Raw genomic sequence first — 26,495 nt, 5'->3', positions numbered from 1 at the left:
GGGAGACGCATAACGCCGCTGGTTCCGGTCGACGGAGCCGGACGGCTGCGGGCGGTCACGGCGAGTGGGCGGCGTCGGATTCGGTCACGCGGACGCCCTTCGTGGAGAGGTGTCGCATCCGGCTGCGGGCGTGGTCTTCCTCCTCGGTGCCGCGGGTCGCCAGCACGAACAACAGCGACTGGCTGCCGGGGCGCATGGTGCGGCCGGCGCGCTGTGCGCCCTGCCGGCGGCTCCCGCCGAGCCCGGAGGCCACGACCGCGAACTCGGCGTCGGGCAGGTCGATGCCCTCGTCGCCGATGCGGGACACCACGAGGGCGTCCAGTGCGCCCGTGCGGAACTGATCGAAGTGGGTTTCGCGCCTGCTGTGTGGGGTTTCGCCGTTCACGAACGGGGCGTCGAGGCGCTCGGCGATGCGTTCGCCCTGGCTCAGGTAGTCGACGAACACCAACGCCTGGGTGTCGGCGTGCTGGTCGACGAGGTGCTCGATCTCGGCTTCCTTGGCGGGGTTTTCGGCGGCGAGCCGGCGGCGGGTGTGCCCGCTGGCGGCGGCGTACTCGTAGCGGTCGTCGTCGTCGCGCCACGGCACGTACCGGATTTCGACCTCGGGCTCGGCGACGAAGCCGGCGTCGAAGAGGGCGTCCCAGTCGGTGCCGATGGGGCGACCAACGAGCGTGTAGATGTCGGCCTCCTTGTCGTCCTCCCGGACCGGCGTCGCGGTCAGCCCGAGGCGGTGTTTGCTCTGGAGGCTGGCCGACCGGCGCGCGACCTCGGCGGGGATGTGATGGACTTCGTCGTAGACGATGAGCCCCCACTCGCGGTCGTCGAAGACGTGGCGGTGGCGGTCCATTCCGGCGGTCTGGTAGGTTGCGATGGTGACCGGGCGGACGCGTTTCTCGCCGCCGTGGTATTCGCCGATCTGGTCGCCGGTCAGGCTGGTGTTCGCCAGCAGCTCCTCGCGCCACTGCGTGGCGAGTTCGCGGCTGGGAACGAGCACGAGCGTTTCGCCGCCGACGGATTCGAGCGCGCCCATGGCGGCGACCGTTTTGCCCGAGCCGGGCGGCCCGACGAGCACGCCGGCGCTGGCGTCCTCGAAGCGGTCGACCCAGTCCTGCTGGTACGGCCGCAAGTCGAGGTGGAGGTCGACGGCCAGTGGCTCCCCGGATTCGAGGTCGCGGTCGTCGCGGACGGGGTAGCCGGCCTCGTAGAGCGTGCGCTTGAGGGGCGCGACCTGCTCGGCGGCGACCCACGCCTCCGTGTCCGAGATCGGGGCGCGGAGCACGTCGTCGTCGAGTTTCTGCTCGGCGACGTTCCCCAGGAGGCTGTCGGTGGCGGCTTCCAGGACGACGTAGCCGTCGTCGTGGGTGCGCAGCCGGAACCGGGTGGCGCGCGTCCACTGTTCGCGCACCCACTCGATGAGCGTCGGGCAGTCCCGGGGCAGCAGTTCCGTGATGGCTGCCACGAGGTCTGAGAGGCTGTCGAAGGGGGCGGCCCACACGTCTTCGGCGCGCACCTCGTAGCGGTAGCTCCCCGTTCGGGTGGTGTCCGTGAGGTGTGCGACCCGCGAGAGCTGGGCGCGCGTGAGCTGGCTGGGCTGATCGACGATGATCTCGCGGCGGTCCGGGAACGGCACGATGCGCTCCCGGTCGGTGAGCTCCAGCCAGTCCCGTGGATACCACACCACGGGGTCGGGTTCGACGTTCGCGCGTTCGACCTCGCCGTCCGCGGCGAGTGTGGCCAGGGCGTCGGCGGCCGCGGCCTGTGTGCAGTCGAGTTCGCGCGCGATCTGTTCGGCCGTCGCCACCGGCCGGCCGACGCCCTCCAGCGCGTCGAGGAACCGGTCCTTGGAGATGTCAGTCACTGGGCGCGGGTAGGTCGCGGACGGGAAAACGGATTTCGCTTAGCCGCGGCCGCGGGGTGGCGCGGACGCCGGTCACATCTAGACGTTGAACTGTCGGGAACTATTTTGGTACTGCGCGCAGTAGGCAGGAGTATGTCGGCAACCACCCGGCTTCGCTGTCATCAGTGTGGACGCACCGCTTCCCGAGACGACTGGAGCTCGGCCACCCATCCGTCGCTCGGTGAGATGACACAGTGTCCCGGCTGTGGGTCGACGGACATCCAGGGGAACCACTGACCGGGCGCTACTCCGTCGGCTCGAAGTCTAGGGCGACGGAGTTGATGCAGTATCGCTCGCCCGTTGGATCGGGGCCGTCTTGGAACACGTGTCCGAGGTGGCCGCCACATTCGGCGCACACCACTTCCGTGCGTTCCATGCCGTTGCTGTGGTCTTCTCGGCGCTCGATGGCGTCGTCGTCGGCCGCGTCCCAGAAGCTCGGCCACCCGCAGTGGGCGTCGAACTTCGTCTCCCCGTCGAACAGCGTCGTGTCGCAGCCGACACAGGAGTAGGTGCCGTCCTCGTCGCGGTCGACGTGGTCGCCGGAAAACGGGCGCTCAGTGCCCTGTTCGCGGAGCACTCGATACTGGTCGTCGGTGAGTGTCGCCGCCCAGTCGGTGTCGTCGGCGTCGGTGTCTCGTGGAGCCATTGCCAACCCGTGCCTAGGGGCTGCCGGCAGGTAAGCCTACAGGTCCACCACACGGTGGGCCGGGAACGTCCCGCCGCCGGTTCCACAACGTGGCTGGTTTCTTCTGGTAACCTGGTGTGTTGCAGAACCACTATGTGCGTGGCCACGATACGACGGGTGATGAGCGACGAGGACGACCGGTACAGCGACGCCGCGTGTCACGTGATCGACTCCCTGGAACAGATCGGCAGCCAGTGGCGGCTCATCGTGTTACACGACCTCCAGGACGGCGAGAAGCGGTTCAACGAGCTGAAACGCTCGACGGACGCCAGCTCGCGGACGCTCTCGCGGGTGTTGGATGACCTCCAGGAGCTGGGGTTCGTGAACCGTCGTCTGGAGGAGGCGTCCCCGGTCGCCACCTACTACTCGCTGACGGCGAAGGGGGAATCGCTGTTCCCGGTGTTCGACGCCATCGAGTGTTGGGCAGAGGAGTGGCTGGCGGTCGACTCCGTGGACGACGACGCCGAGCCCGCCGAATCGATGGCGGACGGCTGACCACCCCTGCGGAGTGAAAGTGAAACGCCGTTCCGCGACAGCGTCTCCGGCGAGTCATCGCCGGTGGAGTGTTGGCAGCGCGCGATCCGGGAGCGCACGCGGGTGGCTTCACTTTCACGCGCCGACCGGCAGGGATTAGCCGCCCGCCACCCACACGGCACACATGAGCGGGTACGGCACCCTGCACGCTGACTGGACGGTGTGGACCGAGGACGCGACCGCCGGCGACGTCGTTGTCTACCGCCCCGACGTCTTCGACAGCGAGTCGTATCCGGCCCCCTGCATGCCGACGCTCAAACTCCTCCAGCGGCCCCCCACGCAGCGCAAGCGCCGCTCGGGCACCGACACCGACGGATGGTGGGTGTCGCTGCTGTTGGAGCCCGGGGTGCGCGTGAAACACGCCGACACACACGCCGCGTCCCGGACCGCAGCCGTCGAGACGGTGCTGGAGCTGGCCGCCGAGTTCGCGGCCGGCGAGATCGACTACCGGAGCGCGTACCAGCAGCCCCGGGAGGCGTACCTCGCGCGCCTCGACGAACTCACGGGCCGGGACGTTTAACCACGCGGACAGCAAACGCCCGAGCATGCCGATCACGCTGCTCGGGCCGCGGCTCGCCGACCCCGGCACCGAGTTCGTCTACCACGGGCCGGCCGATGACTGCGAGGGGTGCCCGTACCGCCAGCAGTGTCTCAACCTCACCGAGGGGGTGCGATACGAGGTCACGGACGTCCGCGAGGGCGGCCAAGTGCTTGACTGTGCGGTCCACGACGAGGGCGCGGTCGCGGTCGACGTCGAGCCGACGACGATCCCCGCAACCGTGCCGTCGAAGGGCGCGTACGCCGGCAGCAAGGGCAAGCTCGCGGGCCCATGCCCCCACACGGAGTGCCCCAGCCACGAGTTCTGCGAGCCCGCCGGCGCGTCGTTCGACACCGAATACCAGATCGCGGAGATCGACGGCGAGCCACCCCACGATCACTGCGCGCTGGATCGGGACCTCACGCTCGTCGAGTTCGCGCCGGCCGAGCGCTGACCACGCCGACGGGATTACGTGTCCGGCCGCAGTACGCGCCGGTATGGACGACCACACCCGTGCGCCGGGTGTCGCGCCGCCGCTCGGCGATCCCACCGGCTGGTTGACCGACCGTCGGGTTTGGGAGCACGCCACACTCCGGCGCGCTGTCGAGCACGGCGTTCGGCTGTTCAACAGCGGCGACTACCACGAGGCCCACGACTGCTTCGAGGTCGAGTGGTACAACTACGGCAGCGGCACCGACGAGTCGGCGTTCCTCCACGGGATGGTCCAGGTGGCCGCGGGCGCGTACAAACACGTGGACTTCGAGAACGACGACGGCATGCGGAGCCTGTTCCGCACCGCTGTGCAGTATCTCGGTGACATCCCCGCGGATTACTACGGCGTCGATGTCGGCGAGATCCGGCGGGTCATCCAGGCGGCGCGCGCGGACCCGTCGGCGCTCTCGGGGTGGGGGATCACCCTCGACGACGCGACCCCGACGGCGTATCCGGCCGACTACGAGTACGCCGAGGCCCTGGAGTGACGACGACGGCCGTGCTGGATTGCAGCGACCAGTAGGCGTTTGGGCGTCGCGGTGGTGGCGTGTGGTATGCGCGTCATCCGGGCGACAACCACCGAGGAGTACGAGGACGCCTTGCGCGTTCGGTTCGCGGTGTTCGTCGACGAGCAGGGCGTGCCGGCGGACATGGAGGTCGACGACCACGACGACACGGCGACGCATTTCGTGGCCTACGATACGATGACCGGCAGTCAGGACGCCACGCGGGCGGTGGCGGCCGCGCGCCTCCGGGCGTACGAGGGGTCCGTGGGGAAAGTCGAGCGGGTCGCCGTTCGGGCGTCACGGCGCGGCAATGGTGTCGGCGCGACGGTCATGGACGCCGTCGAGGACGCCGCCCGCGAGCGCTTCGCGGAACTGTATCTGCACGCGCAGTCGCGGGTCGCGGAGTTCTACGCGACGCGTGGCTACCACCGCGAGGGCGAGCCGTTCATGGAGGCCGGCATCGAGCACGTCGCGATGCGGAAACGCCTGTAGTCGGGGCCACCCGCCGGTTCCAGAACTATTTACGCGTTCGAACTGATAGCTCGGGTCAGCATGGACGTGGGTTCGCCGGAGGCATTCTCGGAGTCGGGCACGCTGGGCGTCGAAGAGGAGTTCTTCGTGGTCGACGAGCACGGCGTGCCCACTGCGGGCAGCGACGAACTAGTCTACGAGGGGGAGCCGCCGGAACCGATCGCGGGCCGCCTCGACCACGAGCTGTTCAAGTTCGTGGTGGAGACCCAGACGCCGACGCTCGACGGGGTGGCCGAGGCCCCGGCGGCGATCCGCGAGGTGCGGGCCGCGCTGGTCGCGTACGCCAGCGAGCACGGGCTCCGGATCGCCGGCGCTGGCCTCCACCCGGGCGCGCGGTGGCGCGAACACGAGCACGCCGAGAAACCACGGTATCGGTCTCAGCTCGATCGCATCCAGTACCCACAACACCGGAACACGACGGCCGGGCTGCACATCCACGTGGGCGTCGACGACCCCGATAAGGCTGTGTGGGTGTCCAACCGGATGCGGTGGCATATGCCCGTGCTGTTGGCGCTGTCGGCGAACTCGCCGTACTGGAACGGCTTCGACACGGGGCTGGCGTCGGCGCGCGCGAAGATCTTCGAGGGGCTGCCGAACACGGGGCTGCCGACTGCCTTCGAGTCGTACGCGGCGTTCCAGGCGTTCGAGCGTCGGATGGTCGAACACGGCGGCATCGAGGACCGCGGGGAGCTGTGGTACGACGTGCGCCCGCATTCGGGCCACGGCACGGTGGAGGTGCGTGCGCCGGACGCGCAGGCCGACCCGGCGGTGGTCGACGCGTTCGTGGAGTACGCCCACGCGCTGGTGACCGAGTACGCCCAGCGGTACGACGACCACCCTGATCCGTTCAGTGTCACCGGCCTGCGCCGCGAGCTGCTCGACGCGAACAAGTGGCGGGCGATGCGTGACGGCCACGACGCGTCGTTCGTGGCGCGCGAGACGCAGGGCGCTGTTGACCTGGGGACTGTCGTCGATCGCGAGTGCGACCGGCTCGGCGTCTCGGGCATCCGAGACGTGTACGATGATGTATCAGGTGCACAACAGCAGCGACGGATACTCGACGCACACGGCGAAAAACGACTGTATAACCACCTTTCCCTGTAGTCCTCGGGAGCGACCGCGCGTGCGTGAGTAGCATAAATGTATATGATGGTGTAGCCCGTACCTATCTGCATGTCTAAAAACAAACATGAACTGGGGTCGCCGTTTACTGTTCCTCTGCTACTCAACACGCTCGACGTCCCCGCGTTCGCTGTCGACGCCGACGGTGCCGTTGTCGCGTGGGACGACCAGATCGCGGCGCTGCTGGAGACCGCCCCGGAAGACGCCATCGGCGTCACCGACATCGGGGAGCGACTCAACGACGACGGCTCGCGCGCGCTCGCCAACAAGGTCGCCGACACGCCCATCGACGCACACCACGAATACGACGGGGTCGGCCTCGCGGACGAATCGTACGCGCTGCTCACCGGCGACTACGTCTACGAGGACACCACCGTCGCCGGCAACACCGACCTCTGGTTCATCGCGACCCCGGTCTACCACACCGGCGAGTTCCGTGGCGTGATCGAGATCGTTCAGGACCGCTCCAGCTCCGCCCGCTACCAGAGCGAACTGCAGGCGCTGTTCGGTGAACTCGTGGACACGCTGGACGCGTACGACGCCGGCCGCTTCGACGCGACAGTCGACATCGCGGCCGAGGACACGCTCCTCGACGACGAATACATCCAGATCGGGCGGACCCTCACCGAGTTCGGGGACACCCTCGCCGCCCACATCACGGAAGTGCACAACGACGTGGAACGACTCGAAGCCGCGAGCCAGGCCGTCTCGGAGTCCTCCGCCGAGATCGACGAGCTGTCCACCGCCCAATCGACGAACGTGAGCACCGTCGCCACGGAGGTCGAGACGCTGAGCGCGACCGTCCAGGAGATCGCGTCCACCGCCGACGAGGTCGTCGACACCAGCGCCACGGCCGAACGGCTTGCCGACGACGGCAGCGCCGCGGCGAGCGACGCCGCGGACATGATGGCCGACGTTGCGACCGCCGCCGACAGCGTCACCAGCGACGTCGAAGCCCTCCAGAACCGCATCGAAGACATCGACGAGGTCGTCGACGTCATCACGGGCATCGCCGAGCAGACGAACATGCTGGCGTTGAACGCGTCCATCGAAGCCGCCCGCGCCGGCGAGGAGGGCGAGGGGTTCGCGGTGGTCGCCGAAGAAGTCAAAGCCCTCGCCGAGGACGCACAGTCGAACGCGGGCCACATCGAGTCGCTGGTGAGCGAGATCCAACGCGACACCGCAGACACGGTGACCGATCTCGTGACCACCACCGACCGGATCGAGGACGCCGTCGCGCAGGTCGAGGACGCGATGGCGAGCTTCGAGGAGATCGTCACGGCGGTCGAGGCCACCGCCGAGGGCATCGAACAGGTGTCCGACGCCACCAACGAGCAAGCCGCAAGCGCCGAGGAGATCGCCGCGATGGTCGACGAGACCGCCGACTTGGCTGACGACATCACGACGGCCGTCGCGGACATCGTCAGCCAGACCGAAGCGCAATCCGCAATGCTGCACGATCTCGACGAGTCAGTGTCCGAGCTCCACGACCAGTGAGCGGCGGCGCGGACGAAGTCCTTTTCACCAGTTCAGCCATGCGTTTGAACTGAACGCACGCATGCCTGAGGATTCACGCGACACCAACACGGCCGCCCGCGAGCACCTCGAAGACGGCACGGACCGCGCCGTCGCCGGCTTCGACGACGGCGTCGTTGACGTGCTTGCCTGGCTGCTGGACACCGACACCCGTGCCCGCATCTTCGTGTACCTCCGCCAGCACCCGTACAGCACCAGCGACGAAGTCGCTGACGGGACCGGACTGTACCCCTCGACCGTGCGGGAAGCAGTTGCCGAACTCGCCGCCGACAGCATCGTCGACCGGCGCAAGCGCCACGCAGAGGGCGCGGGCAACAACCCATACGAGTACACCGCCATCCCCCCGAGTGACCTGGTCGCCGACACCGTCGGACGCGTCCAGCGCGGTCTCAACTCGGTGTTCAATCTCGACGCGCGACTCGGCGACAGCGACGACGACACCGCCAGCCACGACACGCCGGTCCGCATCGAAGTCGAGGACGCCTCGCCGGAGGCTGACACTGCGGCCGACGACACCTGAACCCAAACGGCTAAACGCGCACAGGCCGACCGCCGGCATATGAATGTCGCCCTCGGTGGCACATTCGACCCGATTCACGACGGCCACCGAAAGCTCTTCGAGCGCGCGTTCGACCGCGGCGACGTGACCGTCGGCCTCACCAGCGACGACCTGGCCGCCGACACCCGCCACGTGGACCGTCACGTCCGCTCGTTCGACGCGCGCCATGCCGACCTCGACGACGAACTCGCCGCGCTCGCCGAGACGCACGACCGCGAGTACACGATCCGAACGCTCGACTCCCCGACGGGGATCGCGACTGAACCCCACTTCGACGTGCTCGTGGTCTCCCCGGAGACCGCCGCCGGCGGCGAGCGCATCAACGAGTTGCGCGCCCAGGACGGCACCGACCCCCTCGAAATCGAGGTCGTCGACCACGTCGACGCCGCCGACGGGGACATCATCTCCTCGACGCGCATCGTCCGCGGCGAGATCGACGAACACGGCGCGCTCACGCCCGGCCGCGAGGGCCGGGATCCACGCCAGTAGCCTACCACGTCGGCGGGTCGAAGCCGGCGCGCGCCAGCAGCTGCTTCCAGCGCTCTTGGATCACGAGCCGCGAGACGCCGGCGGCGTCCGCGACCGCCGTCTGGCTGCGCTGGTCGCCCGCGATGAGCGCGCCGGCGTACACGCTCGCGGCCAGCACCGCGGGCTCGGAGCGCGGTGCGGCTCCGTCGACCGTCGACAGGAAGAGGTCTTTGGCGGTCGACTCGGCTTCGGCGGTCAGTTCCAGGTCGGCGGCGATCCCGGCAAGCTCGGTGAGGCGGTCGTCGTGTGCTCGCTCGTCGCCCGCACGGTACATACCCACCAGTTGATCCGCCTGCGGTATAGGTTCATGGGCGTGGCCGGCGGATAGCGCAACGCATTTTTACGGGTGCGCAGTAGAGTGCGGGTGCGGCGCGCGGGTAGCCAAGCCAGGAAACGGCGTAGCGCTTAGGACGCTATCCCGTAGGGGTCCGCCGGTTCAAATCCGGTCCCGCGCATCTCGACGACAGCATGGAGCCATGTCCGAGAGCGGCCGGCAGTGAGTGCTCCCTGCTGCTGGATTGCGAGTGCTGGACCCGACGTTGCCGCACGGTTCTGTGGCAGTGTTCTATGCATACTTAACCCAGTCACGGCCATTGGTGCTCGTATGTCAGCTGTGTCTGCGCTCTCCGGGGCACTCCAGTCCATTGAGACGACGGTTGATGGGGACATGAGCGAGCGGGACGTTGAGAACCTGTTTATTGAGCACGGGTTCTATGAGTCGCTCGGCTACGAAGGTACTGGGACGGACCTCAGAAGCGAGTTTACGCTTCCAGATAACCGTCGCCCAGACTACGTCACGTTAGACACTAACGAAGCAGTTACAGCGGTCTACGAGTTTAAGACCACGGGCCGCAACCTCCCGCCGCATGAGGACCAACTGTTTCACTACATGGACTACCTGCGGGCGGAGTACGGCGTCCTGACCAACGGCGAGCAGTTGCGGCTCTATCGCCGGGGCGACAGTCATGCGATGCTCACCGTCTCGCTGGACGCGGTCACGGAGAGTCAGGCCCGCGACCTCGTCAGCGCGCTTCAGAAACGCGAGTTCGACCTCACGGACCCCGAGGACGTGAATCAGTTCCTCGAAACCCTCGACCCAATTCCGCTTGACAAGCAGGCGGCACTCGGCCAAGAGCACTTCTTCGATACGTTCCGGCTGGAAACAGGAAGCCCGTTTGCCGATCTCGTCACCGGAATGATGGACCTCCTGCAGGAGCTCCGCGACGACCGCGAAGAAAAGTTCGTCAAAGGAGCATACGACTTCTGGGAGGCGACCTACGCCGATGAGCCGGACGAGGTGCCGACCTCGTGGGACCCGTTCATCAGCGGGAAGCAGTCACTTCGTGACTTCATGTTCTGTCTGGAGAGCGGGCACGCACTTCTCGCCCGGCTCCTGCTTGCGAAGGCAACTGAAGACCACGACTTCTTCGCGGGAACGGGGTATGAAGGTATGGACGACTACTTCCGTGGACTGCAGGGCTTTGGGGACAGTATCAACCTCGACGCGTTCCCCGTCGCCGCAGACAACCTCATCGACGATATGCAGGATCAGTTGGTCGAAGGGTTGTTCCAAGATGATATTTTCATCTGGTGGACTGATGGCTACGCCGAACACCTCTCTCGGGGGCACGAAACGGGGTCAAATCAGTTCGAGGCGGTCGCCAAGGAGTCCGGGGGCGTGGAGCGCGTCAGCGATGCCACGCGGGACCGCTTCAGTCGTGCCGTCGCCGAGGTGTTCTTCAACGTTCTCCGCTTCGACTTCGAGGACGTGGAGGGCGACCTGCTCGGGGACCTCTACCAGCGGTACTTCGACCCCGAGACGCGCAAGGCGCTGGGAGAGTTCTACACGCCACAGCCAGTCATCGACTACATCATGGACGGCGTCGACTACGAGCACGGCGTCTCGAACGAGCGGCTCATCGACCCGTCGTGTGGGTCCGGCACCTTCCTCGTGGAAGCCGTCGAGCGGTATCTCGATGACATCGAGCATTTCGAGGACGATCCCGACTGGGAGGAGCACCTGCGGGACCTCTGCACCCGTCCGCGCATCGTCGGGCTGGACATACACCCGTTCGCCGTGTTGATGGCGCAGATTCGCTTTGTGGTCGCTATCCTTCCAGCCTACCGCGAGGCCAAGACCCAGAACCCGGCGTTCACGCTCCGGCGGCTTCCAATCTACCGGACTGACACGCTTCGCAACGAGCGGGAACTGACGGGCGCAGACCTCGGCGACGACGGCACCCGGCAGATGACCTTTGACGCCATGACCGAGGACGACCAAGACGTCCGGATTCCCGTGCCGCTCCCGGTCGAGGTGGACGAGGATGAGGTCGGCGAAACGGAGGATGGCTTCCTCGTGCGCCGGGTGCGGATGCCGTTGTTCGACACGATTCAGTTGGAGACGGGCGTGAACAACTTCGGCGAGTATTTCGCGGCTCTGCAAGGCGTCTTGGACACCGTCAAGGACCACATGGCCCTCGCTGAGGAGTTCGGCAGCGACTTCGACTGGGAGTACGAGAGCGGGCTGGCCGAGCGCATCAACCAGCACACGTCACAGGACTACTCGGGTGTCGAGGAGTTCTTCGTTCCGTACGTGGAGGACATGCTGGAGAACGTCCGCTACCTGAAGGAGGAGCACAACGACGGGCGGCTGTTCAAGATGTTCGAGGACACCGTGCTCGCGCTCGTTGTGAAGAACTACATGGAGTACGACTACGTCGTGGGGAATCCGCCGTACGTTAGGGTCCAGCACCTCCCTGACCGGCAGAAAGAGATGTTTGAACGACTCTATGACTCGACTACCGGGAATTACGACATTTACTGTCTATTCTACGAGAGAGGGTTAGAATTCCTAAAAGAGGGAACGGGAAAACTCGGATACATTACCTGTACGTGTTTAGCCCCGTCTGATTTCGTCACTGTCTCGTAGGTGGTGGTCTGTGACAGATACATGGTCTGTCAGCAGGGAGTCAGTCTACATTCTCAGGGATGGTCTCCGCTGCCCGGAGACCATCCCGTCGGCCCTGCTGTCGTCGTTTCGAGGTGGAATCGATGAGCTGGGACGATCTCTCCAAGGACGAACTCCTCTCGCGGTTTCTCCAGATGGAGGAGCGAATCGACGAGCTGGAAGAGAAGATTGCCCAGAAGGACAAGCGGATCGAGGAACAGAACGAACGGATCGAAGAGCAGCAAGAGCGGATCGAAGAACTCGAAACACGTCTCCGGAAGTACGAGAATCCACACACTCCACCCAGTAAGCGACGGTCGGGGACCGACGAGTCCCCGACCTCGCAGGACGACGAAGACGACGATGTCCGAACTGATGGTGGTACTCCCGGTCGAAAGGACGGTCACAACCCGGAGTGGCGCTCTCCGCCCGATCCTGATGAAGAAATCGAGGTCACCTCTGACTGTTGTCCCGAGTGTGGCGACCACTTCGACGAGTCGGTGGGCGTCAGCCCCCGACTCGTCGAGGAAGTCCCGGATCCACAGCCACCAGAAGTCACCCAGTACAACCGACACCGCTACCAATGCGACTCCTGTGGAACTGAGACGGTTGCGACTCACCCCGACTGCCCCGATGAGGGGCAGTTCGGGGTGAACGTCATCGCGCAATCTGCCCTGTCACGGTACGATCACCGCCTTCCCTACCGGAAAATCACGGACCGCTTCGAGCAACTTCACGGACTCGAACTCTCAGGTGCATCCGCGTGGCACGCGACCGAGCGCGCTGCGCGCGCCGGTCGCTGTGAGTACGAGCAGATCCGTCGAGAGATTCAGGAGGCTGAAATCGTCCACGTTGACGAAACCGGCATCAAGCGTGACGGTGACCAAGCGTGGATCTGGACGTTTCGGACGGACGAGCATACGCTGTACGCGGTCAGAGAGAGTCGTGGGAGTGATGTTCCCGCGGAAGTCCTTGGCGAGGACTTCGCGGGAACGGTCATCTGTGATGGGTGGACGGCGTATCCAGCGTTCAGCAGTACGCTTCAGCGGTGCTGGGCACATCTTCTCCGGGAGGCTGAAGACGTTGCTAGTGACCACGAGGAGGCAGAACCGGTGTACCGGTATCTCAAGCAGATGTTCGTCGGTCTCCAGTCGTGGCTGGAGACCGACCCAGATCCTCGTGCGAGAGCACAGATGCATCGAGCGTGTCAGGACGGCCTCAGATCGCTCGTTGAGCGGTCAGTGACCGACGAACCAGTGGCAACACTCCTCGGGAAGATCGAAGGTGGACTCGACCACTGGCTCACCTTCGTCGGTGAGCCAGCGGTCTCCCCGACGAACAATGCCGCAGAAAACGCCCTTCGTGAACCTGTTGTTCTCCGGAAAATCATCGGAACACTCCGGAACGACCGTGGCATGTTCGTTCACGAGACGATCTTGTCCCTGCTGGCGACGTGGCGCCAGCAGGGACGCAACCCATACGAGGAACTTACGCGGGTTGTCCACGACAACGAAATGATCTCACGAGAGCAGACTGTGCCGGTTGTTGAGACCTCGGGGTAAACACGTACCATTACCTCAAACCAGTTCCTTCAAACGGACTACGGAGAAGGTATCCGCCGAGTCTTGTTTGAACGCTCGGCAATAGAGGAGGTCTACGACTTCCGGGACTCCGGCGTGTTCGAGGACGCGGCGAACCTTCCAGTAATCTTGTTCGCTCGGGACGAACCAGACGCTGAAACCCGCGAGGACAACATGATTCGATGTTCTCGAGTCAAATCCAACATCAGCGAACCCAGCCAAAACAAACTTGACAAAGAGGTTGTCCAATCCATCCGCGAACACCAAGAGGAAGCGCGGTACAGCGATGAATACATCGATATTTTCGACTACCCACAGAGAAAATTGGATGACCAATTCTGGTCGCTGATGCCGCCCGAAGAACTTGAAGTGTTCGAGAAATTAAATGAAAGGCAGGACTCTACGTTAGGCGAGGTAACGAAATCTATCTCTTCTGGCACTCAAACCAGTGCAAACAAAGTCTATCTCGTGATTCCGCAGGATGCGGATAGAATCGACCCACAGGACGAAGGTGACACTGTGACGGTTGTCCCACTGGGTGAAACCAAAGAATACGAGATTGAAACCGACCTCCTCCGACCTTGGCTCCAAGGTATCGACGTTCAACGGTGGCGTGGAGATTGGGCCGGCCAACACGTAATCTTCCCCTATCACTTGGAAGAAGACGAGAACGGCGTACTGGACCCCAAACTCTACCAGAGAGAGGAAATGAAAGATAGATTCCCTAAGACTTGGGATTTCTTCAAACAGCATGAAGACACGCTCCGGGGACGTGAAGGGGGTAGATGGGAAGATAGCAAGGTCTGGTGGGAGTTTGGCCGTCCGCAGAATTTAGAGAAGTTCCGTCTTCCAAAACTCATCAATGCGGATATGGCCAGTAACGCACGGTTCATGATTGACGAAGATGGTCTATGGCACTTCAAAACTCCCTATGGTATCTATCTCAAATCGGATTTACAATCAAACACAGAACGAGTGGCCTGCTTGGTCAACTCGAAGACTCTGGATTTCTACCTCAAACATATCGCTCCGATGCTTTTAGGTGGAAAGTATCGATATCAGTCCAGATATCTTGAAGAACTGCCATACGTGGATGTACAGACCGGAGAGATACTCCCACGGTTAGATGAGACTGTTCGACCAATCTTGGAATCTCTGGATACGCAAAACAAGATAGAGCGGTTTCCAGAGGCGTACCTCGGCGACTACGATGGCGAACTCGACTACGTCACCTACGAGTGGCAAACCCGGCGATATCCGGTGAATGCCGAGATACAGGGGGACGTGGATGGGAAATTTACCGTGCAGGCTGGACGGTCGGACATCATCAACGACCCGGCGATGTATTCCGACGACCGCGAGATGCGCAAGCGGCGCGCGGAGTACGTCCACGCCGCTGTGGACGGGCGCAACGTCAAGAGCGGCGAGGAGATGACCATCCCGATTCCCCGCTCCGATGACGGCGTGGTCGAACTCCTCGGCCGGCTCGAAGCCGACCGCGAGGAAGTCCGGCAGACTGACATCGACGCTCTCGAAGCCGAGATAGACGACGCGGTCTACGACCTGTTCGACCTGACCGACGAGGAGCGCGTGGTCATAGAGCGCTACCTCGACGTGTTCTGATCGCGCTGCCCCGCTGTCACCATCCCACGCACGGGACACCCGCGGAGAGCACCACCGCTGTGATGAGCGCCGGTCCCGCGCATGCCCACTCGATTCGAGCGATTCGGGGGCTCGGTGTGGCGCGCAGACCGCGTGCAAGCGGCGTGTGTCTGACGCGTGGCTGCCAGGTCCCGGGAAGCTTTTTGCGCGTGCGGTGGTTCCATCCAGGAAATGACTCGGCCACCGGATCTTCTCGCCGACGTGCTCGATGGGATCGACGCCCTGCTCGTGTTCTCGCCGAGCGGGTCGTACTACGACCGCGTTGCCGACGTCGAGGGGGTTGACGTCGTCGTGGTGGCCACCGAGAACGCCGTCGGCGCCGAGACGTTCGTCGAGTTACCCCTGGCGTTCGACGACGTGCGAGAGCAGATCCGGTTCGGGATCGAGGGCGCGCTCAGCGAGGGTGTCGTGGCCGACGGCGACGAGCTCGGCTGCGTCGCGCCGTTCCTGAGCGAGGAGATCGACATGGTGACGCGGACGCGCGCCAACGCCGGCACCCAATCCAGCGTCTACGAGTTGTTCGCCAGCACGCGCGCGGAGCCCGGGGTCATCCGGGACGTCTTCGACGTGGCGATCGAGCTCGGGCGGAAAGGCCAGAAGGGCAAGCCCGTGGGGGCGCTGTTCGTCGTCGGGGACGCCGGCAAGGTCATGACGAAAAGCCGGCCGCTATCGTACAACCCCTTCGAGAAGAGCCACGTTCACGTCGGGGATCCGATCGTGAACGTGATGCTCAAGGAGTTCTCGCGCCTCGACGGCGCGTTCGTGATCTCCGACTCCGGGAAGATCGTGTCGTCGTACCGCTACCTGGAGCCCGGTGCCGAGGGCACGGACATCCCGAAGGGATTGGGGGCGCGGCATATGGCAGCGGGGGCGATAACCCGGGATACGAACGCGGTCGCGATCGTGCTCTCGGAGTCCGACGGCCTGGTGCGGGCGTTCAGGAACGGCGAGCTGGTGTTGGAGCTCGACCCCGAGGAGAACTAGCATGACAGACGTGTTGCGGACGCTTGTCGGCCCGCATTTCGAGTACGGGCTTGCGACGCTCGTGTTGCTTTGCGGGGCCGTCGCGGGCTACCTCGTCGGGTGGATCCACCGGCGCGTGATGTTGGCCGCCGGGGTCGATGAAATCGTCGAGGGAACCACCGTCGAGCGGTTGGCGCGGCGATCCGGGACCACAACCGTCGATCTGACCGCGCGGTTCGTGTCGACGGTCGTCTACATCGTGGCCGTGCTGGTGGCGCTGGACGCCGCCCAGTTCTCCATCCAGAAGCCACTGTGGCGGCTGCTCGGCTCGATCCTGCCGTCGGTGCTGGCTGCCGTGGTCGTGGTGGTGGTCGGGGTGCTCGTCGGCGACAAAGTCGAGGTGTTCGTGACCGAGCGGCTGCGGTCGGTGAAGTTCCCGGAGGCGTCGGTCGTGGCCGTGGCCGCGCGCTACACGGTGGTGTTGGCTACGGGGCTCGTGGCGTTGTCCCAGCTCGGCGTGGCTGTGGCGGCGCTGCTCGTGGTGTTCGGCGTCTACCTCGCGTCCGTGGTGGTGTTCGCGCTCGTCGCGACGCGGCAGCTGTTGGCGTCGGCGGCGGCGGGCGTCTACCTGTTGTTGCGCCAGCCCTACGGGATCGGTGATCAGGTCGCCATCGGGAGCCGCGAGGGCGTCGTCCAGGAGGTGGACGTGTTCGTGACGCGGATCGAAGCCGACAGCCGGGAGTACGTCATCCCGAACCATCTCGTGTTCCGGGACGGGATCGTCATCGTCCACCACCAATGAACGGACTCGCCACCATCCTCGGTGCCATCGCTGTGGGGGCGTTCGGGTACGGGATCGGCCGGCACGACCGCGTGCAGTCGTGGGCAGCGACCCGACCGGGCCGCCACTGGGCGCGCCGCGTGTGGATCGCCAGTGGGCTGTGCCTGTGCGTCGCAAGCGGCGTGTTTCCGGTGTCCCAGCCCGCGGGCATCGCGGTGTTCCTCCTCACCGGCGTGGTCGGCGTGGCGGCGGCGGGCATCGCCGCTGCGGGGGCCGCCGTCGACGCCCGACAGGCGGCGCGCTCCCAGTCGCTGGGCCGCAGGCTCCGCACGTTCTGGGGCATCGCAGCCGCAGCCCATCGCGTCACGCGGTACGGGCTCGTGGTCGGTGGCGCGGGGTTCCTGTTGGCCGCGCTGACCGGCGGCATCGCGGTCACGCCGCCGCTATCGGTTGTCGGCGGGTTCGCGTTCGGCGGCCTGTTGGCGGTGCTCGGCGGGTTGACCGCGGTCGGCGCGCTCGTGCCCGGGGCGCACGCGCACCGAGTGAGCGCCCGGGCACGGAGCGAGACGGAGGACACCGACGATTCGGCGCGTTAGTCGCCAGTGGGCGCGGCGGGGACGCCGGCGACCGTTTCGCCGGGCGGCACGTCGGCGGTGACGAGCGAGTTCGCCGCGACCTGTGCGCCGGCACCGATGGTGACCCCGGGCAGCACGACCGCGCCGGCCCCGATCATCGCGCGATCCTCGACGACGACCGCGCCCGTGCGGTATTCGTCGTGGAGGAACTCGTGGCACAGCAGCGTGGCGTCGTAGCCGATGATGGCGTCGTCGCCGACCGTGACGAGCTCCGGCCAGAAGACGTCGGGCGTCGACTCCAGGCCCCACGCGACGCCGTCGCCGACCGTGACGCCGATGCGCGCCAGCAGCCAGTTTTTCGCGTGGAGGCTCGGGGAGATGCGTGCAAGCACGATCACGACGTAGTTCAGCGCGACCCGGAGCGGGTGTTTGGCGTCGGTCCACCGCCACAGGGAGTTGCGCGCGTTCGGCGTGGGGTGGCGTTGGAGGCGGTCGTGGCGGCTGGACGCCCCGCTGGAGTCCGGGCGCGCGGTCATGCCGACCCGTCGGTGGCCGGCGTGTCATTGCCAACGACGGGAAACGACGCCGTGATGTCCCACGCGTGGATGCAGTGGACGCGCCCGGCGTCGTCGCCGATCCGCCAGTGGTGGGCGTCCTCGGACCAGTGCTCGTGGCGACCACAGCGCGTGCAGACGCGCTCCGATGGCGTTCGGAGGTCGGTCATCAGTACAGTGATGTCGGCCAACCGGCTTGAGGACTGCGGTCAGTCCGACTCCGAGCGGAACGCGTCCAGCTGGCTCCCGAGGAACGACGGCGTGAGCGTCGTGAACTCGGCGCGCTCACCCGGGCCGAGATACTCGAAGACGGAGTGGCGTGCGTCCTCGACGTACCGGCCGCCGGCGAACACGCGCACCCCGACCTCCTCGGGGCCGCGGATCACGCGCCCGATGGCTTGTCTGGCGCGCCGAACCGCGGGCACCGTCAGGGCGTACTCGAAGGCGTGGTCGTCGCCGAAGGCGTCGGCGTACGCGCGCCTGACCGCCCGAATCCGTGGCGACCCGACGTTCACCAGTGGCACGCCGACGACGAGACACGCCCCGAGTTTCGCGCCGTCGTAGTCGACGCCCTCGGTGAGCGTGCCCCGTGTGCTCGTCACCAGCACCTTGCCGTCGCCAGCGAAAAACGTCGCTTTGAGGTCGTCAGTCGCGGCGTTCGACGACGATTCGTCGACGAGCACGTCCTTCTCGACGACGCCGTCGCTGAGATAGGCGGCCGCCCACGCCGCCTCCCGGTAGTTCGGCATGCAGACGAGAACGTTGCCGGGCTGGCGGGCGACCGTCCGCAGCACGTAGCGGTATTCGTCGCGCGTCGGGTTGTCGGTGCCCGGCTCGGGGTCGCCGCGGTTGTGCGCCGTGAACGGCGTGGCGTCGACGAGGAAGCTCGCGCGGTTCGATTCGGGGAACCGCAGATCGTAGCGGCGCTCCACGACGGGGCGGGGGTCGCTGTCGCCCGCGCCCGCCGCCAGGCGGTCCAGGCCGGCGACCTCCCGGAACACGTCCAGCGGTTCCAGGGTGGCGCTCATCAACACGCCGCCGCCGACCTCCGACAGCGTCTCCCGGAGCGCGCGGGCGGGCATGCAGTTGAACATCACGAGCGCGGGGGTGTAGGATTCGGCCCACGCCGCGCCGGCCCGCCCCGACTCCTTGGGCACGTGCTCTAGCTCCACCTCCCGGAAGTACGTCGCGTGGTCGCGTTCCCACCACCGCTGGAGCGTGACGCCCACGGGGCCTGCCACCGCCGATCGGTCGCCGTCGTCGTCGAGGATCGCCTGCACCGCGGTGCCGGTTGCCGCCAGCGACCGCCACGCGTCCCCGGTGTGGCCGTGCTGTTCGGCCCACTGCGTGAGCGCGTCGGGCTGCTCGCTTTCGGGGTCCCGCAGCGGGATCTCGTGGTCGCGTTCGGGCAGCGACCCCGGGCGGTCGGGGTCGAACCCCTCCGCGGCGAGGTATCGCGCCACGCGGTCGTCGAGCCACTCCAGCACGTCGTCGAGGAACCCGACCATCGCCTCGACGGCGTCGAGCGAGCAGTCGTGGCTGGCGAGGTGGTCGGTGACCTGCTGGCGGTTCTCCCGGCTCTGGTTGGCCCGCGTGAGCAGCGTCCGGCAGTCGTTGCGGGCGCGAGTGAGCGTGTGCCGCCCCAGGCGGTCCGAGAGCAGGTCTCGAACGCGCTCCTCTAGGCGGTGGGCTTCGTCCACCACGACGAACGTCGAGTCGTCGATGAGGTGGTCGGTGAGCCCCCGGGTCTGGGGGTCGAAGAGGTGATTGTAGTTCCCGACGACGACCTCCGCGTGATCCAACAGCACCTGCTGGACGCGGTGGGGGCACGTCCCGTGGTCGACGCCCGCTGGCAACACGTCCGCGCTCGTGACGACGTTGTGCCGGCCGGCCTCGAAGCCGACCGGCGAGCCCTTGTCGCGGCCGTACCAGTCGGCCTCGAACGGACACATCAGCGGCGGGTCGCCGTCGGCCATGTCCTCGGGGGCGGTCGGCTGGTGGGGGACGTACGGTGCGTCCGTGGCAGCCGTCCGCAGCGGGGTCTGCGAGAGCGTCCGGCTGGCGTCGGCGCGCGCCGACCGCGCCAGCGCCCGACCCGCTGCGGGATCCCACCACGGCTCGTCGGGGGTCTCCGCCGCCGGCAGTTCGGTGAGGTCGCGTGCGTCCTGCCCGTCGAACTCGCCGCCGTCGTCGCCCTCCACGAGGCCGGCAGTCGACTCCCGGAGGTCCTCGCAGCGCTCGTGGACGCCGGCGTCGTCGGGGAACTTGTCCTCGCGCTCGTACGGGCAGAGATCCCGCTTTCCGACGAGCGCCACGCCGTCCAAGGGGTCATCGAGGCCCGCGTTCATCGTTCGGAGGTCCGCGACGAACTGCTCCAGTTGCTGTTTGACCGGCGTCACCACCAACACGCGCTCGTAGCTGTCGGTGTTGCGCACGAGGTGCGCGCCCGCGGTCAGCGCCGCCATCGTCTTGCCCGTCCCGCAAGGCCCCTCCATCGCGAGGAAGCCGTCGCTGTCACCGGCTTCGATGGCCGCCCCGATGGCGTCGGCCTGCTGGTCGTACGGTGCCTCGAACCCGAAGAACTCGCGCCACGGCTCGTCGGCGTCGCCCATTCGGTCAGTGGTGGGGCGGCCTCGGGTAAGAACCCTCGGAAGCCCGGCGGGTCAGTGGCCGTGCGCGTCGTCGTCAGTGACGTGGGTGCGCTCGCGGTGCCGGACGTACAGTGCAGCGACGCAGACCGAGAGCGCGACGATGCCGAGCCTGACAGCCGTGTCCACCGGCGGGTCCGACGGCAGCCCCCCGTCGACCGCAGCGAGCAGTCCGACGGTGACGAACACCGCGACGGCGATCCACGTGAGAACGGCGGCCACCGCGAAGTCAGTGAGCTTCGCCAGCGGCCAGTCACCCGCAACAAACGGGTACGCGCCGCCGAGAGCAACGACGAACGCCACCGATTTGACGACCCAAGTGGACAGCGGACTGCCCAGAAGGTGATTCACGATGGAAAGCGGGAGTCCAACGACGACTGTGATGGAGAGGAACGCGGACAGCACGTCACCGGTCGCAGCGAGCACGCCACCGGAGCGACGGCGGGACATACCCAGCGCTGTGACCGCCAGCGACAGAACGGCTCGGGTGGGTCAGTCGAACTGCGGAAGCGAAAGCGGCACCGACCCCTTGGTGTACCCCTCGACGCGGCCGCTGGGCCGCAGCCGGAACACGACCGCCGGCCGGTGGCGGACCTCGGGCCGCTCGCCGCGAATCCGACGCCACTCGTCGTCCGGGAACGACGAACAGTCCACGACCAGCACCGCACCGCCGCCGTGCTCGCTGAGCTGGCCGTCGGTCTTCGTCGCCGCCGTCTCCCGGACGGCGGCGATGGGGGTGCCGGCCGCACGATCGCTGGTTGGCACCGGCCGTGTGACCTCCACGAGCACGCCCTGCTCGCCCTCCCGGTCGGCGCGGAAATCGAGGCTGTGACCCGTCGTCACCTCGATCTCCGGGGTGACCTCGTAGCCCGCCTCCCCCAGCAGCCACGCGGCGTGGAACTCGCTCATCGCCGCGCTGGCCCGGGGCACGTCGAGTGTCTCCGAGGTCCCGAGCTTGCCCGCCATCTCGTGGCGGTGGTCGTCGAAGACACCCGTCTTCAGGAACGACTCGTAGAACGCCAGCGCGTCCTGGAAGTCGGCGTCCGGAAACCCGGCGGCGTGCTCGCGGAAGAACGCCCGCGTGGTCCGGCGGCCGTCCTTCGAGCACAACACGGACAGGAAGAACCACGACACGTACGGGTACGCCGCCAGCCAGGGGGCGTGCTGGTGGAGCTCCGCAGTGAACTCGCGTTGGGCCCACCGACTCACCGCGAACGGCGCGTCGGCAAACGACCGCTTGTCGGTGCGCCACAGCGGCGACGGTGTTTCCGTGTTCCCCAGCCACCAGCCGCCGGGCGTGTCGTCGGCCGGCCACGCGAACAGTGCGGTGTCGCCCGTGTCGACGTCGAAGCGCCGTGCCTCGTAGCCCGACGGCTGCGCGAACCAGGGCGTGTCCGCTGACGCACCGAGGTTGGCGTCGAGCTCTCGGTGGAGCGCGTCGGTAACACGGTCGGTACTCCAGCGCTCCCGGGACCGCCGGAACCGGAGTGGCTTCGCCACGGTCGTCGTATGCTGTCCCGTGTGTTAGCGGTTTCGACGGTTACTCGACGCGTTGCTGGAAGGCGTTGCCCTTCCAGCGGAACACGGCACCGTACTCCTCCCACTCCTCGCGCTCTTCGAGCCGGTACTGGGCGAACGACGGGTTCCGGATGAGTTCGAGCTCGGAGACGTGGAGCCGAACCGGCTTCAACAGCGCGCCGAACGGCGCCGTCGTGCGCTCGGTCTGGATGTCGTTGTCGTCGGGTTCGAACGTCGGCCCCTCGATCGGGTCGACGGTGACGCTCCCGAACTGGTAGCGCTGCCAAACGTCGTAGTCGCCGTACGGGACGGTGTCGGCCGGCGGGCTGTCGCGGACGACTTGGAGTTTGAATCGGCGACACTGTGCGGGCTCTTCGGTGACCCAGATCAGGCCCCGTGCGTGCAGCTTCAGCGCGTGATCGCCCATCACACCGCCGTTGACAACGTACTCGCCGGAGGTGTATTCGATGCCATCCAGGCGCACGTCCGAGAGCGTTCCGTCGAAGTACCGCTGCTCGCGGTACTGGAACGGCAGCCCGGTCTCAGCCGCGCGTTCGATCGTCGGCCGAGCGCGGTCCGGAAGCGTGTCGTCTTGGTCTTGCCCCCAGTTCGACCGCGTTTCGTTGGGATCGATCCAGGCTGTCACTGGACGGTCACAGTAGACCATTGTCATCGTCCATGATAAATCCTTCACCCGAACCGACCAGATTCGCAACGACTAAACAACTACCTCGCCGAAAGCTGAATGCGTGCGAGGGTAGCCAAGCTCGGCCAACGGCGACGGACTCAAGATCCGTTCTCGTAGGAGTTCGAGGGTTCGAATCCCTTCCCTCGCATCGCCGGCGCACACTGTGCGCCGCGGGATGCGGGAAGTCCACGGGACGGACTTCCCTCGCAAAACACACTGTTACACGCCACCAGCGACAGCCGGAGTCGCTGACCCAGACCGACGGCTCTTTGCACCGGGCCACCCGTGCTGGTGGCATGCACGACACCGACCGCGTTTCGGTCGCCGAGCGGGCGGCACGCACGGGCGGCGCGGTTGCGCTCGACGCGTTCCGAACCGGCATCGACGTCGAAACGAAATCCGGGAAGACGGACGTCGTCACGGAGGCCGACCGCACCGCCCAGCGCCGCGTCGTCGACGTGATCGACGCCGTCTACGACGAGGACACCATCGTCGGCGAGGAAGCCGACGCGCTGAAGACGGTACCCGACGCCGGCGCCGCCTGGGTGATCGACCCGATCGACGGCACGAACAACTTCGTGCGTGACACCCAGCTGTGGGCGACCGCGGTCGCCGCGGTCGTGGACGGCACCCCGGTCGCGGCGTGTAATCGGTTCCCGGCGCTCGAAGACACGTACATTGCGGGCGCTGACGGGGCCACGCTGAACGGCACGCCGATCTCGGTCAGTGAGAAAACCGACCCCGAGACGTTCGTGGTCGCGCCCACGATCTGGTGGGATTTCGACCGCCGCGACGAGTACGCCGCCGCCTGCGCCGCGATCGTCGAGCGGTTCGGCGACATGCGCCGGTACGGCTGCGCGCAGGCCGTGTTGTCGATGGTCGCGAGCGGCCAACTGGAGGCCACGATCACGAACGTCGTCGCCAACCCCTGGGACAGCGTCGCCGGCGTCCATCTGGTTCGGCAGGCGGGCGGCGTCGTGACCGACATCGACGGAACGCGTTGGACGCCGGGCGCGACCGGGCTCGTCGCGTCGAACGGGACCGCACACGACGCCGTGTTGGCCGCCGCCCAGGAGATCCGCGCTGCGGCCGAGTAGTAAGGTATTGGCGTTGGCACCGTCTACCGCGGACACATGGATGTAGACGACACGGACCGCGAGATCCTGCGCGCGCTGCAGGCCGACGCCCGGAAGCCGTTCAGCGAGATCGCCCGCGAGATAGACATGTCCTCGGCGACGGTGCATGACCGCGTCAGCCGCCTGGAGGAGGCGGGCGTGATCCGCGGCTATCACGCCGACGTCGACCCGAAGGCGGTCGGGCTCGGAACCACCGCGTTCGTGGGGCTGCGCGTCGAACAGGGCCGGGAGGACGAAACCCTCGACCGGCTCACCGGCATCGAGGGTGTTCGAGAGGTCAACCTCACGACCGGCGAGTGGGACGTGATCCTGCGTCTCGTCGCCGAGGACACCGACCATTTGCGCGCACTCATGTTCGAGGAGATCGCTGACATGGACGGGTTCGCGCGCTCCCAGACGATGGTCGTGTTGGGGACCGAGTACGAATCGCCGGAACTGCCGCTGTGAACGCACGCCCGGCGGCAACCGCTTGTCGGGCGACGTACCGGCCGCGCGTTCGGACCAGCGCCTGCCCCACGGCGGGCGTCGAGCGTGCGCGATCACCCCCACGGCTGTGGTGTCGTCTGCGCCGTCGATGGCGGGTTCGATTTCGCGTCGCCTAGAGCAAATTCCGATACGTATATGACATGTTGTTTCTGACCGTACAGTATGGTCGAATTGTGCGATGGGTGTATCGATCACCTCGAAGCCGCACTCCAAGCCACTGACCACACGGAGAAGAACTACCACATCCGGGAGGTGTTACAGGCCTGCGAGACCGCGGAGTTACCGCCCGATCAGACGGTGGAACTGGCACGACTGAACGACACCTAGGGCGTCCGATGGTGCGTGCCGGATCGCCCGCGGTGGCGACCCCAGCGGGCGCGGTCACGCGGTGTCGTCGCGCGCCGGCAGCCTGATCGTGACGACGGACCCCTGGGGCGTGTTGTCCTCGAAGTCGAGGTCGCCGTCGGAGTGGGTGACCGCCCAGTAGACCAGCCAGAGCCCCAGCCCCTGGCTGTGGTGCAGCGCGTCGATGGCGTCGTCGCCGTTGAGCACGCGACGTTCCATGCGTGGGATGCCCGGCCCGTGGTCGGAGACGGTGATCCGGACGTGATCCATGCCCTCGGTGGCCGTGGGCTCGGAGACGGAGACGCTGACCTGCGGGGCCGTGCAGTCGGCGTGCTGGATCGCGTTCGTGACGACCTCCTGGATCGCCGTGCCGATCTGGGGGACGGCGGCGGCGACGGCGGTCGGGGGCGTGTCGACTGTGAGGTCGGCGTTCGGGGCGTCGGCCTGCGCGCGCTCGACGACGGTCTCCGTGATGCGCGCCACGTCCAGGGGCTCGGGCGTGGTGTCCGTGTCCAACACGGCACTGATCGCGCGTTCCTTGTCGGCGGTTTCAACCAGGGAGTCACACCGCGAGATGATGTGCGCGGCGTGGGCGGCCGCCTCGCCGGTGGCGTGGCTGGCGACGAGTTCCGCGCGGCCACGAACCACGTTCAGTTCGTTGCGCAGCGTGTGCCGCAGCACGCGATCGAGGACGTGCAGTTGGCGGGCGCGTTCGCGGTTCTCGGCCACCGACTGGTCGATGGTGTCGCTCATCTCGTTGAACCCGGTGCCGATGCGCTCCCATTCGTCGGCCCCGCCGACGTCGACGTGGGTGCCGTACGCGCCGTCGCGGAGCGCGCGGAACCCGTCGATCAGGGCTTCGACTTGCGCGAGGTTGCGGCGGTAGTTCCACCAGCCGAACACCGCGATGACCGCGAACACGCTGATCACGCTCCCCGTCTGGAGGAGCGTGAGCCGTTGGATCGTCGGCCCGATGACCGCGCGGGACTCGGAGACGGAGACCACCCAGTCGGCCTCCGAGAGGGGGGCCGTGTGGGTGGTCACCGACCGGTTCGGCGACGGCGGACGGTGGTAGATGTCCGCGCCGCCGTCGGTGGTGACCGTGACACCCGACGAATCCGGGAGGTCCGACCGCAGCAGATCGAACGCGCCGGTCTCCGAGAGGTACACCGCGCCGTTCAGCGTGGCGACGATGTCGCCGTCGCGGCGGACCGGCGTGCTCACGACGACGACGTTGGTGCCGGTCTCCGCGGGAACCGGGTTGCTGATGTAGGTGGTGCCGGCGAGCGCGCGCTGCACGTACCTGCGGTCCCCGAAGTCGGAGCCGACGACGCTGGCGGCGTCCGACTGTGGCGCGGCGAGCGCGGTCATCGTGCCGTTCGCTGCGATCACGGATGCGCCGGCGAACGCGGAGTTGTTGACGAGCGCCCGGAGGGCGGATCGCTGTCTGGCGGTGCCGTGTGCGCGAACGCCGGGGCGTGTGGCCCACAGTTCGACGGACTGCTCGTGGGTTTTGAGTTGGGCATCCAGTTCGGTCCTGACGAGCGCCGTGTTCCGTTCGACAGTGGTCGTGTGCTTGTCGACGACGGCGTTCTGGTAGGCCTGGAACCCCGCGTAGGTCGCGCCGCCGAGGACGAGCGCCGTCACCACGAGGATGACCGCGAAGAGGGTCTGAGAGCGCACG

The 26,495-nt window shown here is 66.7% G+C and carries 27 protein-coding genes, 2 tRNA genes and 1 pseudogene; 20 read left to right on the top strand and 10 right to left on the bottom strand.

Annotated elements, in window-relative coordinates; all coding sequences use genetic code 11:
- Window positions 1-55: 55 nt before the first annotated feature.
- Together ACOZ32_RS10895 and msrB are read right to left on the bottom strand one after the other, a co-directional pair.
- A complete protein-coding gene (locus ACOZ32_RS10895; RefSeq protein WP_235157764.1) occupies window positions 56-1,858 on the bottom strand; it encodes a DEAD/DEAH box helicase in 1,803 nt (600 codons plus the stop codon).
- 283 nt (window positions 1,859-2,141) lie between these two features.
- Complete coding sequence (gene msrB / locus ACOZ32_RS10890; RefSeq protein ID WP_010903021.1) at window positions 2,142-2,543, bottom strand: peptide-methionine (R)-S-oxide reductase MsrB; 402 nt, start codon at window positions 2,541-2,543, stop codon at window positions 2,142-2,144.
- A 159-nt stretch (window positions 2,544-2,702) separates the two neighbouring features.
- Here msrB and ACOZ32_RS10885 point away from each other — a divergent pair, with 159 nt between their 5' ends.
- From ACOZ32_RS10885 to ACOZ32_RS10845, 9 genes are all read left to right on the top strand, one after another.
- Window positions 2,703-3,077 (top strand): winged helix-turn-helix transcriptional regulator, encoded by a 375-nt coding sequence (locus tag ACOZ32_RS10885; protein ID WP_010903020.1) that lies wholly within the window; start codon window positions 2,703-2,705, stop codon window positions 3,075-3,077.
- Window positions 3,078-3,240: 163 nt separating this feature from the next.
- On the top strand, window positions 3,241-3,636 hold the full coding sequence (locus ACOZ32_RS10880; RefSeq protein ID WP_010903019.1) for a DUF5820 family protein: 396 nt from the start codon (window positions 3,241-3,243) through the stop codon (window positions 3,634-3,636).
- A 25-nt stretch (window positions 3,637-3,661) separates the two neighbouring features.
- Window positions 3,662-4,108, top strand: coding sequence for a UPF0179 family protein (locus ACOZ32_RS10875; protein WP_010903018.1), 447 nt, complete (start codon window positions 3,662-3,664; stop codon window positions 4,106-4,108).
- Between the two features lie 43 nt (window positions 4,109-4,151).
- Entirely contained in the window at window positions 4,152-4,634 is a 483-nt protein-coding gene (locus ACOZ32_RS10870; RefSeq protein WP_010903017.1) for a DUF309 domain-containing protein, read from the top strand.
- Window positions 4,635-4,700: 66 nt separating this feature from the next.
- Complete coding sequence (locus ACOZ32_RS10865) at window positions 4,701-5,144, top strand: GNAT family N-acetyltransferase (protein ID WP_010903016.1); 444 nt, start codon at window positions 4,701-4,703, stop codon at window positions 5,142-5,144.
- Window positions 5,145-5,204: 60 nt separating this feature from the next.
- A complete protein-coding gene (locus ACOZ32_RS10860) occupies window positions 5,205-6,287 on the top strand; it encodes a glutamate--cysteine ligase (protein ID WP_205251871.1) in 1,083 nt (360 codons plus the stop codon).
- 69 nt (window positions 6,288-6,356) lie between these two features.
- Window positions 6,357-7,802 carry a methyl-accepting chemotaxis protein gene (locus ACOZ32_RS10855; protein WP_205251933.1) on the top strand — a complete coding sequence of 482 codons (1,446 nt, stop codon included), beginning with the start codon at window positions 6,357-6,359 and terminating at the stop codon, window positions 7,800-7,802.
- A 61-nt stretch (window positions 7,803-7,863) separates the two neighbouring features.
- Window positions 7,864-8,361, top strand: a complete 498-nt coding sequence (locus tag ACOZ32_RS10850) for a winged helix-turn-helix domain-containing protein (RefSeq protein ID WP_010903013.1) — start codon at window positions 7,864-7,866, stop codon at window positions 8,359-8,361.
- Window positions 8,362-8,400: 39 nt separating this feature from the next.
- The gene (locus tag ACOZ32_RS10845) at window positions 8,401-8,889 is read left to right on the top strand and encodes a phosphopantetheine adenylyltransferase (RefSeq protein WP_010903012.1); all 489 of its coding nucleotides are present in this window, start codon (window positions 8,401-8,403) and stop codon (window positions 8,887-8,889) included.
- Window position 8,890: 1 nt separating this feature from the next.
- Here ACOZ32_RS10845 and ACOZ32_RS10840 read toward each other — a convergent pair whose 3' ends face one another.
- Window positions 8,891-9,202 (bottom strand): transcription initiation factor IIB family protein, encoded by a 312-nt coding sequence (locus tag ACOZ32_RS10840; protein WP_010903011.1) that lies wholly within the window; start codon window positions 9,200-9,202, stop codon window positions 8,891-8,893.
- A 97-nt stretch (window positions 9,203-9,299) separates the two neighbouring features.
- On the opposite strand from ACOZ32_RS10840, the gene ACOZ32_RS10835 reads away from it, so the two are divergent.
- The 7 genes and pseudogenes from ACOZ32_RS10835 to ACOZ32_RS10805 all read left to right on the top strand — a co-directional run bounded on the left by ACOZ32_RS10835 (window position 9,300) and on the right by ACOZ32_RS10805 (window position 17,457).
- Window positions 9,300-9,383 (top strand) — tRNA-Leu (locus tag ACOZ32_RS10835).
- Between the two features lie 149 nt (window positions 9,384-9,532).
- Window positions 9,533-11,842 (top strand): annotated as a pseudogene (locus ACOZ32_RS10830) (Eco57I restriction-modification methylase domain-containing protein); the annotation flags it as partial.
- A 137-nt stretch (window positions 11,843-11,979) separates the two neighbouring features.
- The gene (locus ACOZ32_RS10825) at window positions 11,980-13,437 is read left to right on the top strand and encodes an IS66-like element ISH10B family transposase (RefSeq protein WP_012289081.1); all 1,458 of its coding nucleotides are present in this window, start codon (window positions 11,980-11,982) and stop codon (window positions 13,435-13,437) included.
- A 63-nt stretch (window positions 13,438-13,500) separates the two neighbouring features.
- A complete protein-coding gene (locus ACOZ32_RS10820; RefSeq protein WP_424335213.1) occupies window positions 13,501-15,078 on the top strand; it encodes a TaqI-like C-terminal specificity domain-containing protein in 1,578 nt (525 codons plus the stop codon).
- Between the two features lie 210 nt (window positions 15,079-15,288).
- Window positions 15,289-16,101, top strand: a complete 813-nt coding sequence (gene dacZ, locus ACOZ32_RS10815; protein ID WP_205251867.1) for a diadenylate cyclase DacZ — start codon at window positions 15,289-15,291, stop codon at window positions 16,099-16,101.
- 1 nt (window position 16,102) lies between these two features.
- Window positions 16,103-16,882 carry a mechanosensitive ion channel domain-containing protein gene (locus tag ACOZ32_RS10810; RefSeq protein ID WP_205251866.1) on the top strand — a complete coding sequence of 260 codons (780 nt, stop codon included), beginning with the start codon at window positions 16,103-16,105 and terminating at the stop codon, window positions 16,880-16,882.
- Window positions 16,879-17,457: a hypothetical protein gene (locus ACOZ32_RS10805; protein WP_010903008.1), complete on the top strand. Its 579-nt coding sequence runs from the start codon at window positions 16,879-16,881 to the stop codon at window positions 17,455-17,457. The genes ACOZ32_RS10810 and ACOZ32_RS10805 overlap by 4 nt, the downstream gene beginning before the upstream one ends.
- Here ACOZ32_RS10805 and ACOZ32_RS10800 read toward each other — a convergent pair.
- From ACOZ32_RS10800 to ACOZ32_RS10775, 6 genes are read right to left on the bottom strand one after another with little or no spacing between them, the layout of a single operon-like run.
- Window positions 17,454-17,972 (bottom strand): acyltransferase, encoded by a 519-nt coding sequence (locus ACOZ32_RS10800; RefSeq protein WP_136361477.1) that lies wholly within the window; start codon window positions 17,970-17,972, stop codon window positions 17,454-17,456. The genes ACOZ32_RS10805 and ACOZ32_RS10800 overlap by 4 nt on opposite strands.
- Complete coding sequence (locus ACOZ32_RS10795; protein WP_136361476.1) at window positions 17,969-18,160, bottom strand: HEWD family protein; 192 nt, start codon at window positions 18,158-18,160, stop codon at window positions 17,969-17,971. The genes ACOZ32_RS10800 and ACOZ32_RS10795 overlap by 4 nt, the downstream gene beginning before the upstream one ends.
- A 39-nt stretch (window positions 18,161-18,199) precedes the next feature.
- Window positions 18,200-20,602 (bottom strand): ATP-dependent DNA helicase, encoded by a 2,403-nt coding sequence (locus ACOZ32_RS10790; protein WP_338416937.1) that lies wholly within the window; start codon window positions 20,600-20,602, stop codon window positions 18,200-18,202.
- Between the two features lie 51 nt (window positions 20,603-20,653).
- On the bottom strand, window positions 20,654-21,088 hold the full coding sequence (locus tag ACOZ32_RS10785) for a hypothetical protein (RefSeq protein ID WP_010903004.1): 435 nt from the start codon (window positions 21,086-21,088) through the stop codon (window positions 20,654-20,656).
- A gap of 42 nt (window positions 21,089-21,130) precedes the next feature.
- Window positions 21,131-22,138: a DUF5784 family protein gene (locus ACOZ32_RS10780; protein WP_205251864.1), complete on the bottom strand. Its 1,008-nt coding sequence runs from the start codon at window positions 22,136-22,138 to the stop codon at window positions 21,131-21,133.
- A 40-nt stretch (window positions 22,139-22,178) separates the two neighbouring features.
- Window positions 22,179-22,802, bottom strand: a complete 624-nt coding sequence (locus tag ACOZ32_RS10775) for a hypothetical protein (protein WP_012289318.1) — start codon at window positions 22,800-22,802, stop codon at window positions 22,179-22,181.
- A gap of 105 nt (window positions 22,803-22,907) precedes the next feature.
- On the opposite strand from ACOZ32_RS10775, the gene ACOZ32_RS10770 reads away from it, so the two are divergent.
- From ACOZ32_RS10770 to ACOZ32_RS10755, 4 genes are all read left to right on the top strand, one after another.
- Window positions 22,908-22,992 (top strand) — tRNA-Leu (locus ACOZ32_RS10770).
- Window positions 22,993-23,140: 148 nt separating this feature from the next.
- Window positions 23,141-23,941, top strand: coding sequence for an inositol monophosphatase family protein (locus ACOZ32_RS10765; RefSeq protein WP_010903001.1), 801 nt, complete (start codon window positions 23,141-23,143; stop codon window positions 23,939-23,941).
- 36 nt (window positions 23,942-23,977) lie between these two features.
- Window positions 23,978-24,427, top strand: coding sequence for an Lrp/AsnC family transcriptional regulator (locus ACOZ32_RS10760; RefSeq protein ID WP_010903000.1), 450 nt, complete (start codon window positions 23,978-23,980; stop codon window positions 24,425-24,427).
- 201 nt (window positions 24,428-24,628) lie between these two features.
- The gene (locus ACOZ32_RS10755) at window positions 24,629-24,793 is read left to right on the top strand and encodes a hypothetical protein (protein WP_205251863.1); all 165 of its coding nucleotides are present in this window, start codon (window positions 24,629-24,631) and stop codon (window positions 24,791-24,793) included.
- Window positions 24,794-24,847: 54 nt separating this feature from the next.
- Here ACOZ32_RS10755 and ACOZ32_RS10750 read toward each other — a convergent pair whose 3' ends face one another.
- Window positions 24,848-26,494: a sensor histidine kinase gene (locus ACOZ32_RS10750; protein WP_229373433.1), complete on the bottom strand. Its 1,647-nt coding sequence runs from the start codon at window positions 26,492-26,494 to the stop codon at window positions 24,848-24,850.
- Window position 26,495: the final 1 nt, after the last annotated feature.

The organism is Halobacterium sp. MBLA0001, from assembly GCF_049705385.1.
Lineage (GTDB): Archaea > Halobacteriota > Halobacteria > Halobacteriales > Halobacteriaceae > Halobacterium > Halobacterium salinarum.
This window is presented reverse-complemented; position numbering and strand designations above follow the sequence as displayed.

What these genes read in the sequence shown, in the direction of transcription:
- msrB (WP_010903021.1), bottom strand. Translation starts at nt 2,543, where the DNA reads ATGGCTCCACGAGACACCGACGCCGACGACACCGACTGGGCGGCGACA.
- ACOZ32_RS10885 (WP_010903020.1), top strand. Translation starts at nt 2,703, where the DNA reads ATGAGCGACGAGGACGACCGGTACAGCGACGCCGCGTGTCACGTGATC.
- ACOZ32_RS10880 (WP_010903019.1), top strand. Translation starts at nt 3,241, where the DNA reads ATGAGCGGGTACGGCACCCTGCACGCTGACTGGACGGTGTGGACCGAG.
- ACOZ32_RS10875 (WP_010903018.1), top strand. Translation starts at nt 3,662, where the DNA reads ATGCCGATCACGCTGCTCGGGCCGCGGCTCGCCGACCCCGGCACCGAG.
- ACOZ32_RS10870 (WP_010903017.1), top strand. Translation starts at nt 4,152, where the DNA reads ATGGACGACCACACCCGTGCGCCGGGTGTCGCGCCGCCGCTCGGCGAT.
- ACOZ32_RS10865 (WP_010903016.1), top strand. Translation starts at nt 4,701, where the DNA reads ATGCGCGTCATCCGGGCGACAACCACCGAGGAGTACGAGGACGCCTTG.
- ACOZ32_RS10860 (WP_205251871.1), top strand. Translation starts at nt 5,205, where the DNA reads ATGGACGTGGGTTCGCCGGAGGCATTCTCGGAGTCGGGCACGCTGGGC.
- ACOZ32_RS10855 (WP_205251933.1), top strand. Translation starts at nt 6,357, where the DNA reads ATGTCTAAAAACAAACATGAACTGGGGTCGCCGTTTACTGTTCCTCTG.
- ACOZ32_RS10850 (WP_010903013.1), top strand. Translation starts at nt 7,864, where the DNA reads ATGCCTGAGGATTCACGCGACACCAACACGGCCGCCCGCGAGCACCTC.
- ACOZ32_RS10845 (WP_010903012.1), top strand. Translation starts at nt 8,401, where the DNA reads ATGAATGTCGCCCTCGGTGGCACATTCGACCCGATTCACGACGGCCAC.
- ACOZ32_RS10840 (WP_010903011.1), bottom strand. Translation starts at nt 9,202, where the DNA reads ATGTACCGTGCGGGCGACGAGCGAGCACACGACGACCGCCTCACCGAG.
- ACOZ32_RS10825 (WP_012289081.1), top strand. Translation starts at nt 11,980, where the DNA reads ATGAGCTGGGACGATCTCTCCAAGGACGAACTCCTCTCGCGGTTTCTC.
- dacZ (WP_205251867.1), top strand. Translation starts at nt 15,289, where the DNA reads ATGACTCGGCCACCGGATCTTCTCGCCGACGTGCTCGATGGGATCGAC.
- ACOZ32_RS10810 (WP_205251866.1), top strand. Translation starts at nt 16,103, where the DNA reads ATGACAGACGTGTTGCGGACGCTTGTCGGCCCGCATTTCGAGTACGGG.
- ACOZ32_RS10805 (WP_010903008.1), top strand. Translation starts at nt 16,879, where the DNA reads ATGAACGGACTCGCCACCATCCTCGGTGCCATCGCTGTGGGGGCGTTC.
- ACOZ32_RS10800 (WP_136361477.1), bottom strand. Translation starts at nt 17,972, where the DNA reads ATGACCGCGCGCCCGGACTCCAGCGGGGCGTCCAGCCGCCACGACCGC.
- ACOZ32_RS10795 (WP_136361476.1), bottom strand. Translation starts at nt 18,160, where the DNA reads ATGACCGACCTCCGAACGCCATCGGAGCGCGTCTGCACGCGCTGTGGT.
- ACOZ32_RS10790 (WP_338416937.1), bottom strand. Translation starts at nt 20,602, where the DNA reads ATGGGCGACGCCGACGAGCCGTGGCGCGAGTTCTTCGGGTTCGAGGCA.
- ACOZ32_RS10785 (WP_010903004.1), bottom strand. Translation starts at nt 21,088, where the DNA reads ATGTCCCGCCGTCGCTCCGGTGGCGTGCTCGCTGCGACCGGTGACGTG.
- ACOZ32_RS10765 (WP_010903001.1), top strand. Translation starts at nt 23,141, where the DNA reads ATGCACGACACCGACCGCGTTTCGGTCGCCGAGCGGGCGGCACGCACG.
- ACOZ32_RS10760 (WP_010903000.1), top strand. Translation starts at nt 23,978, where the DNA reads ATGGATGTAGACGACACGGACCGCGAGATCCTGCGCGCGCTGCAGGCC.
- ACOZ32_RS10755 (WP_205251863.1), top strand. Translation starts at nt 24,629, where the DNA reads ATGGTCGAATTGTGCGATGGGTGTATCGATCACCTCGAAGCCGCACTC.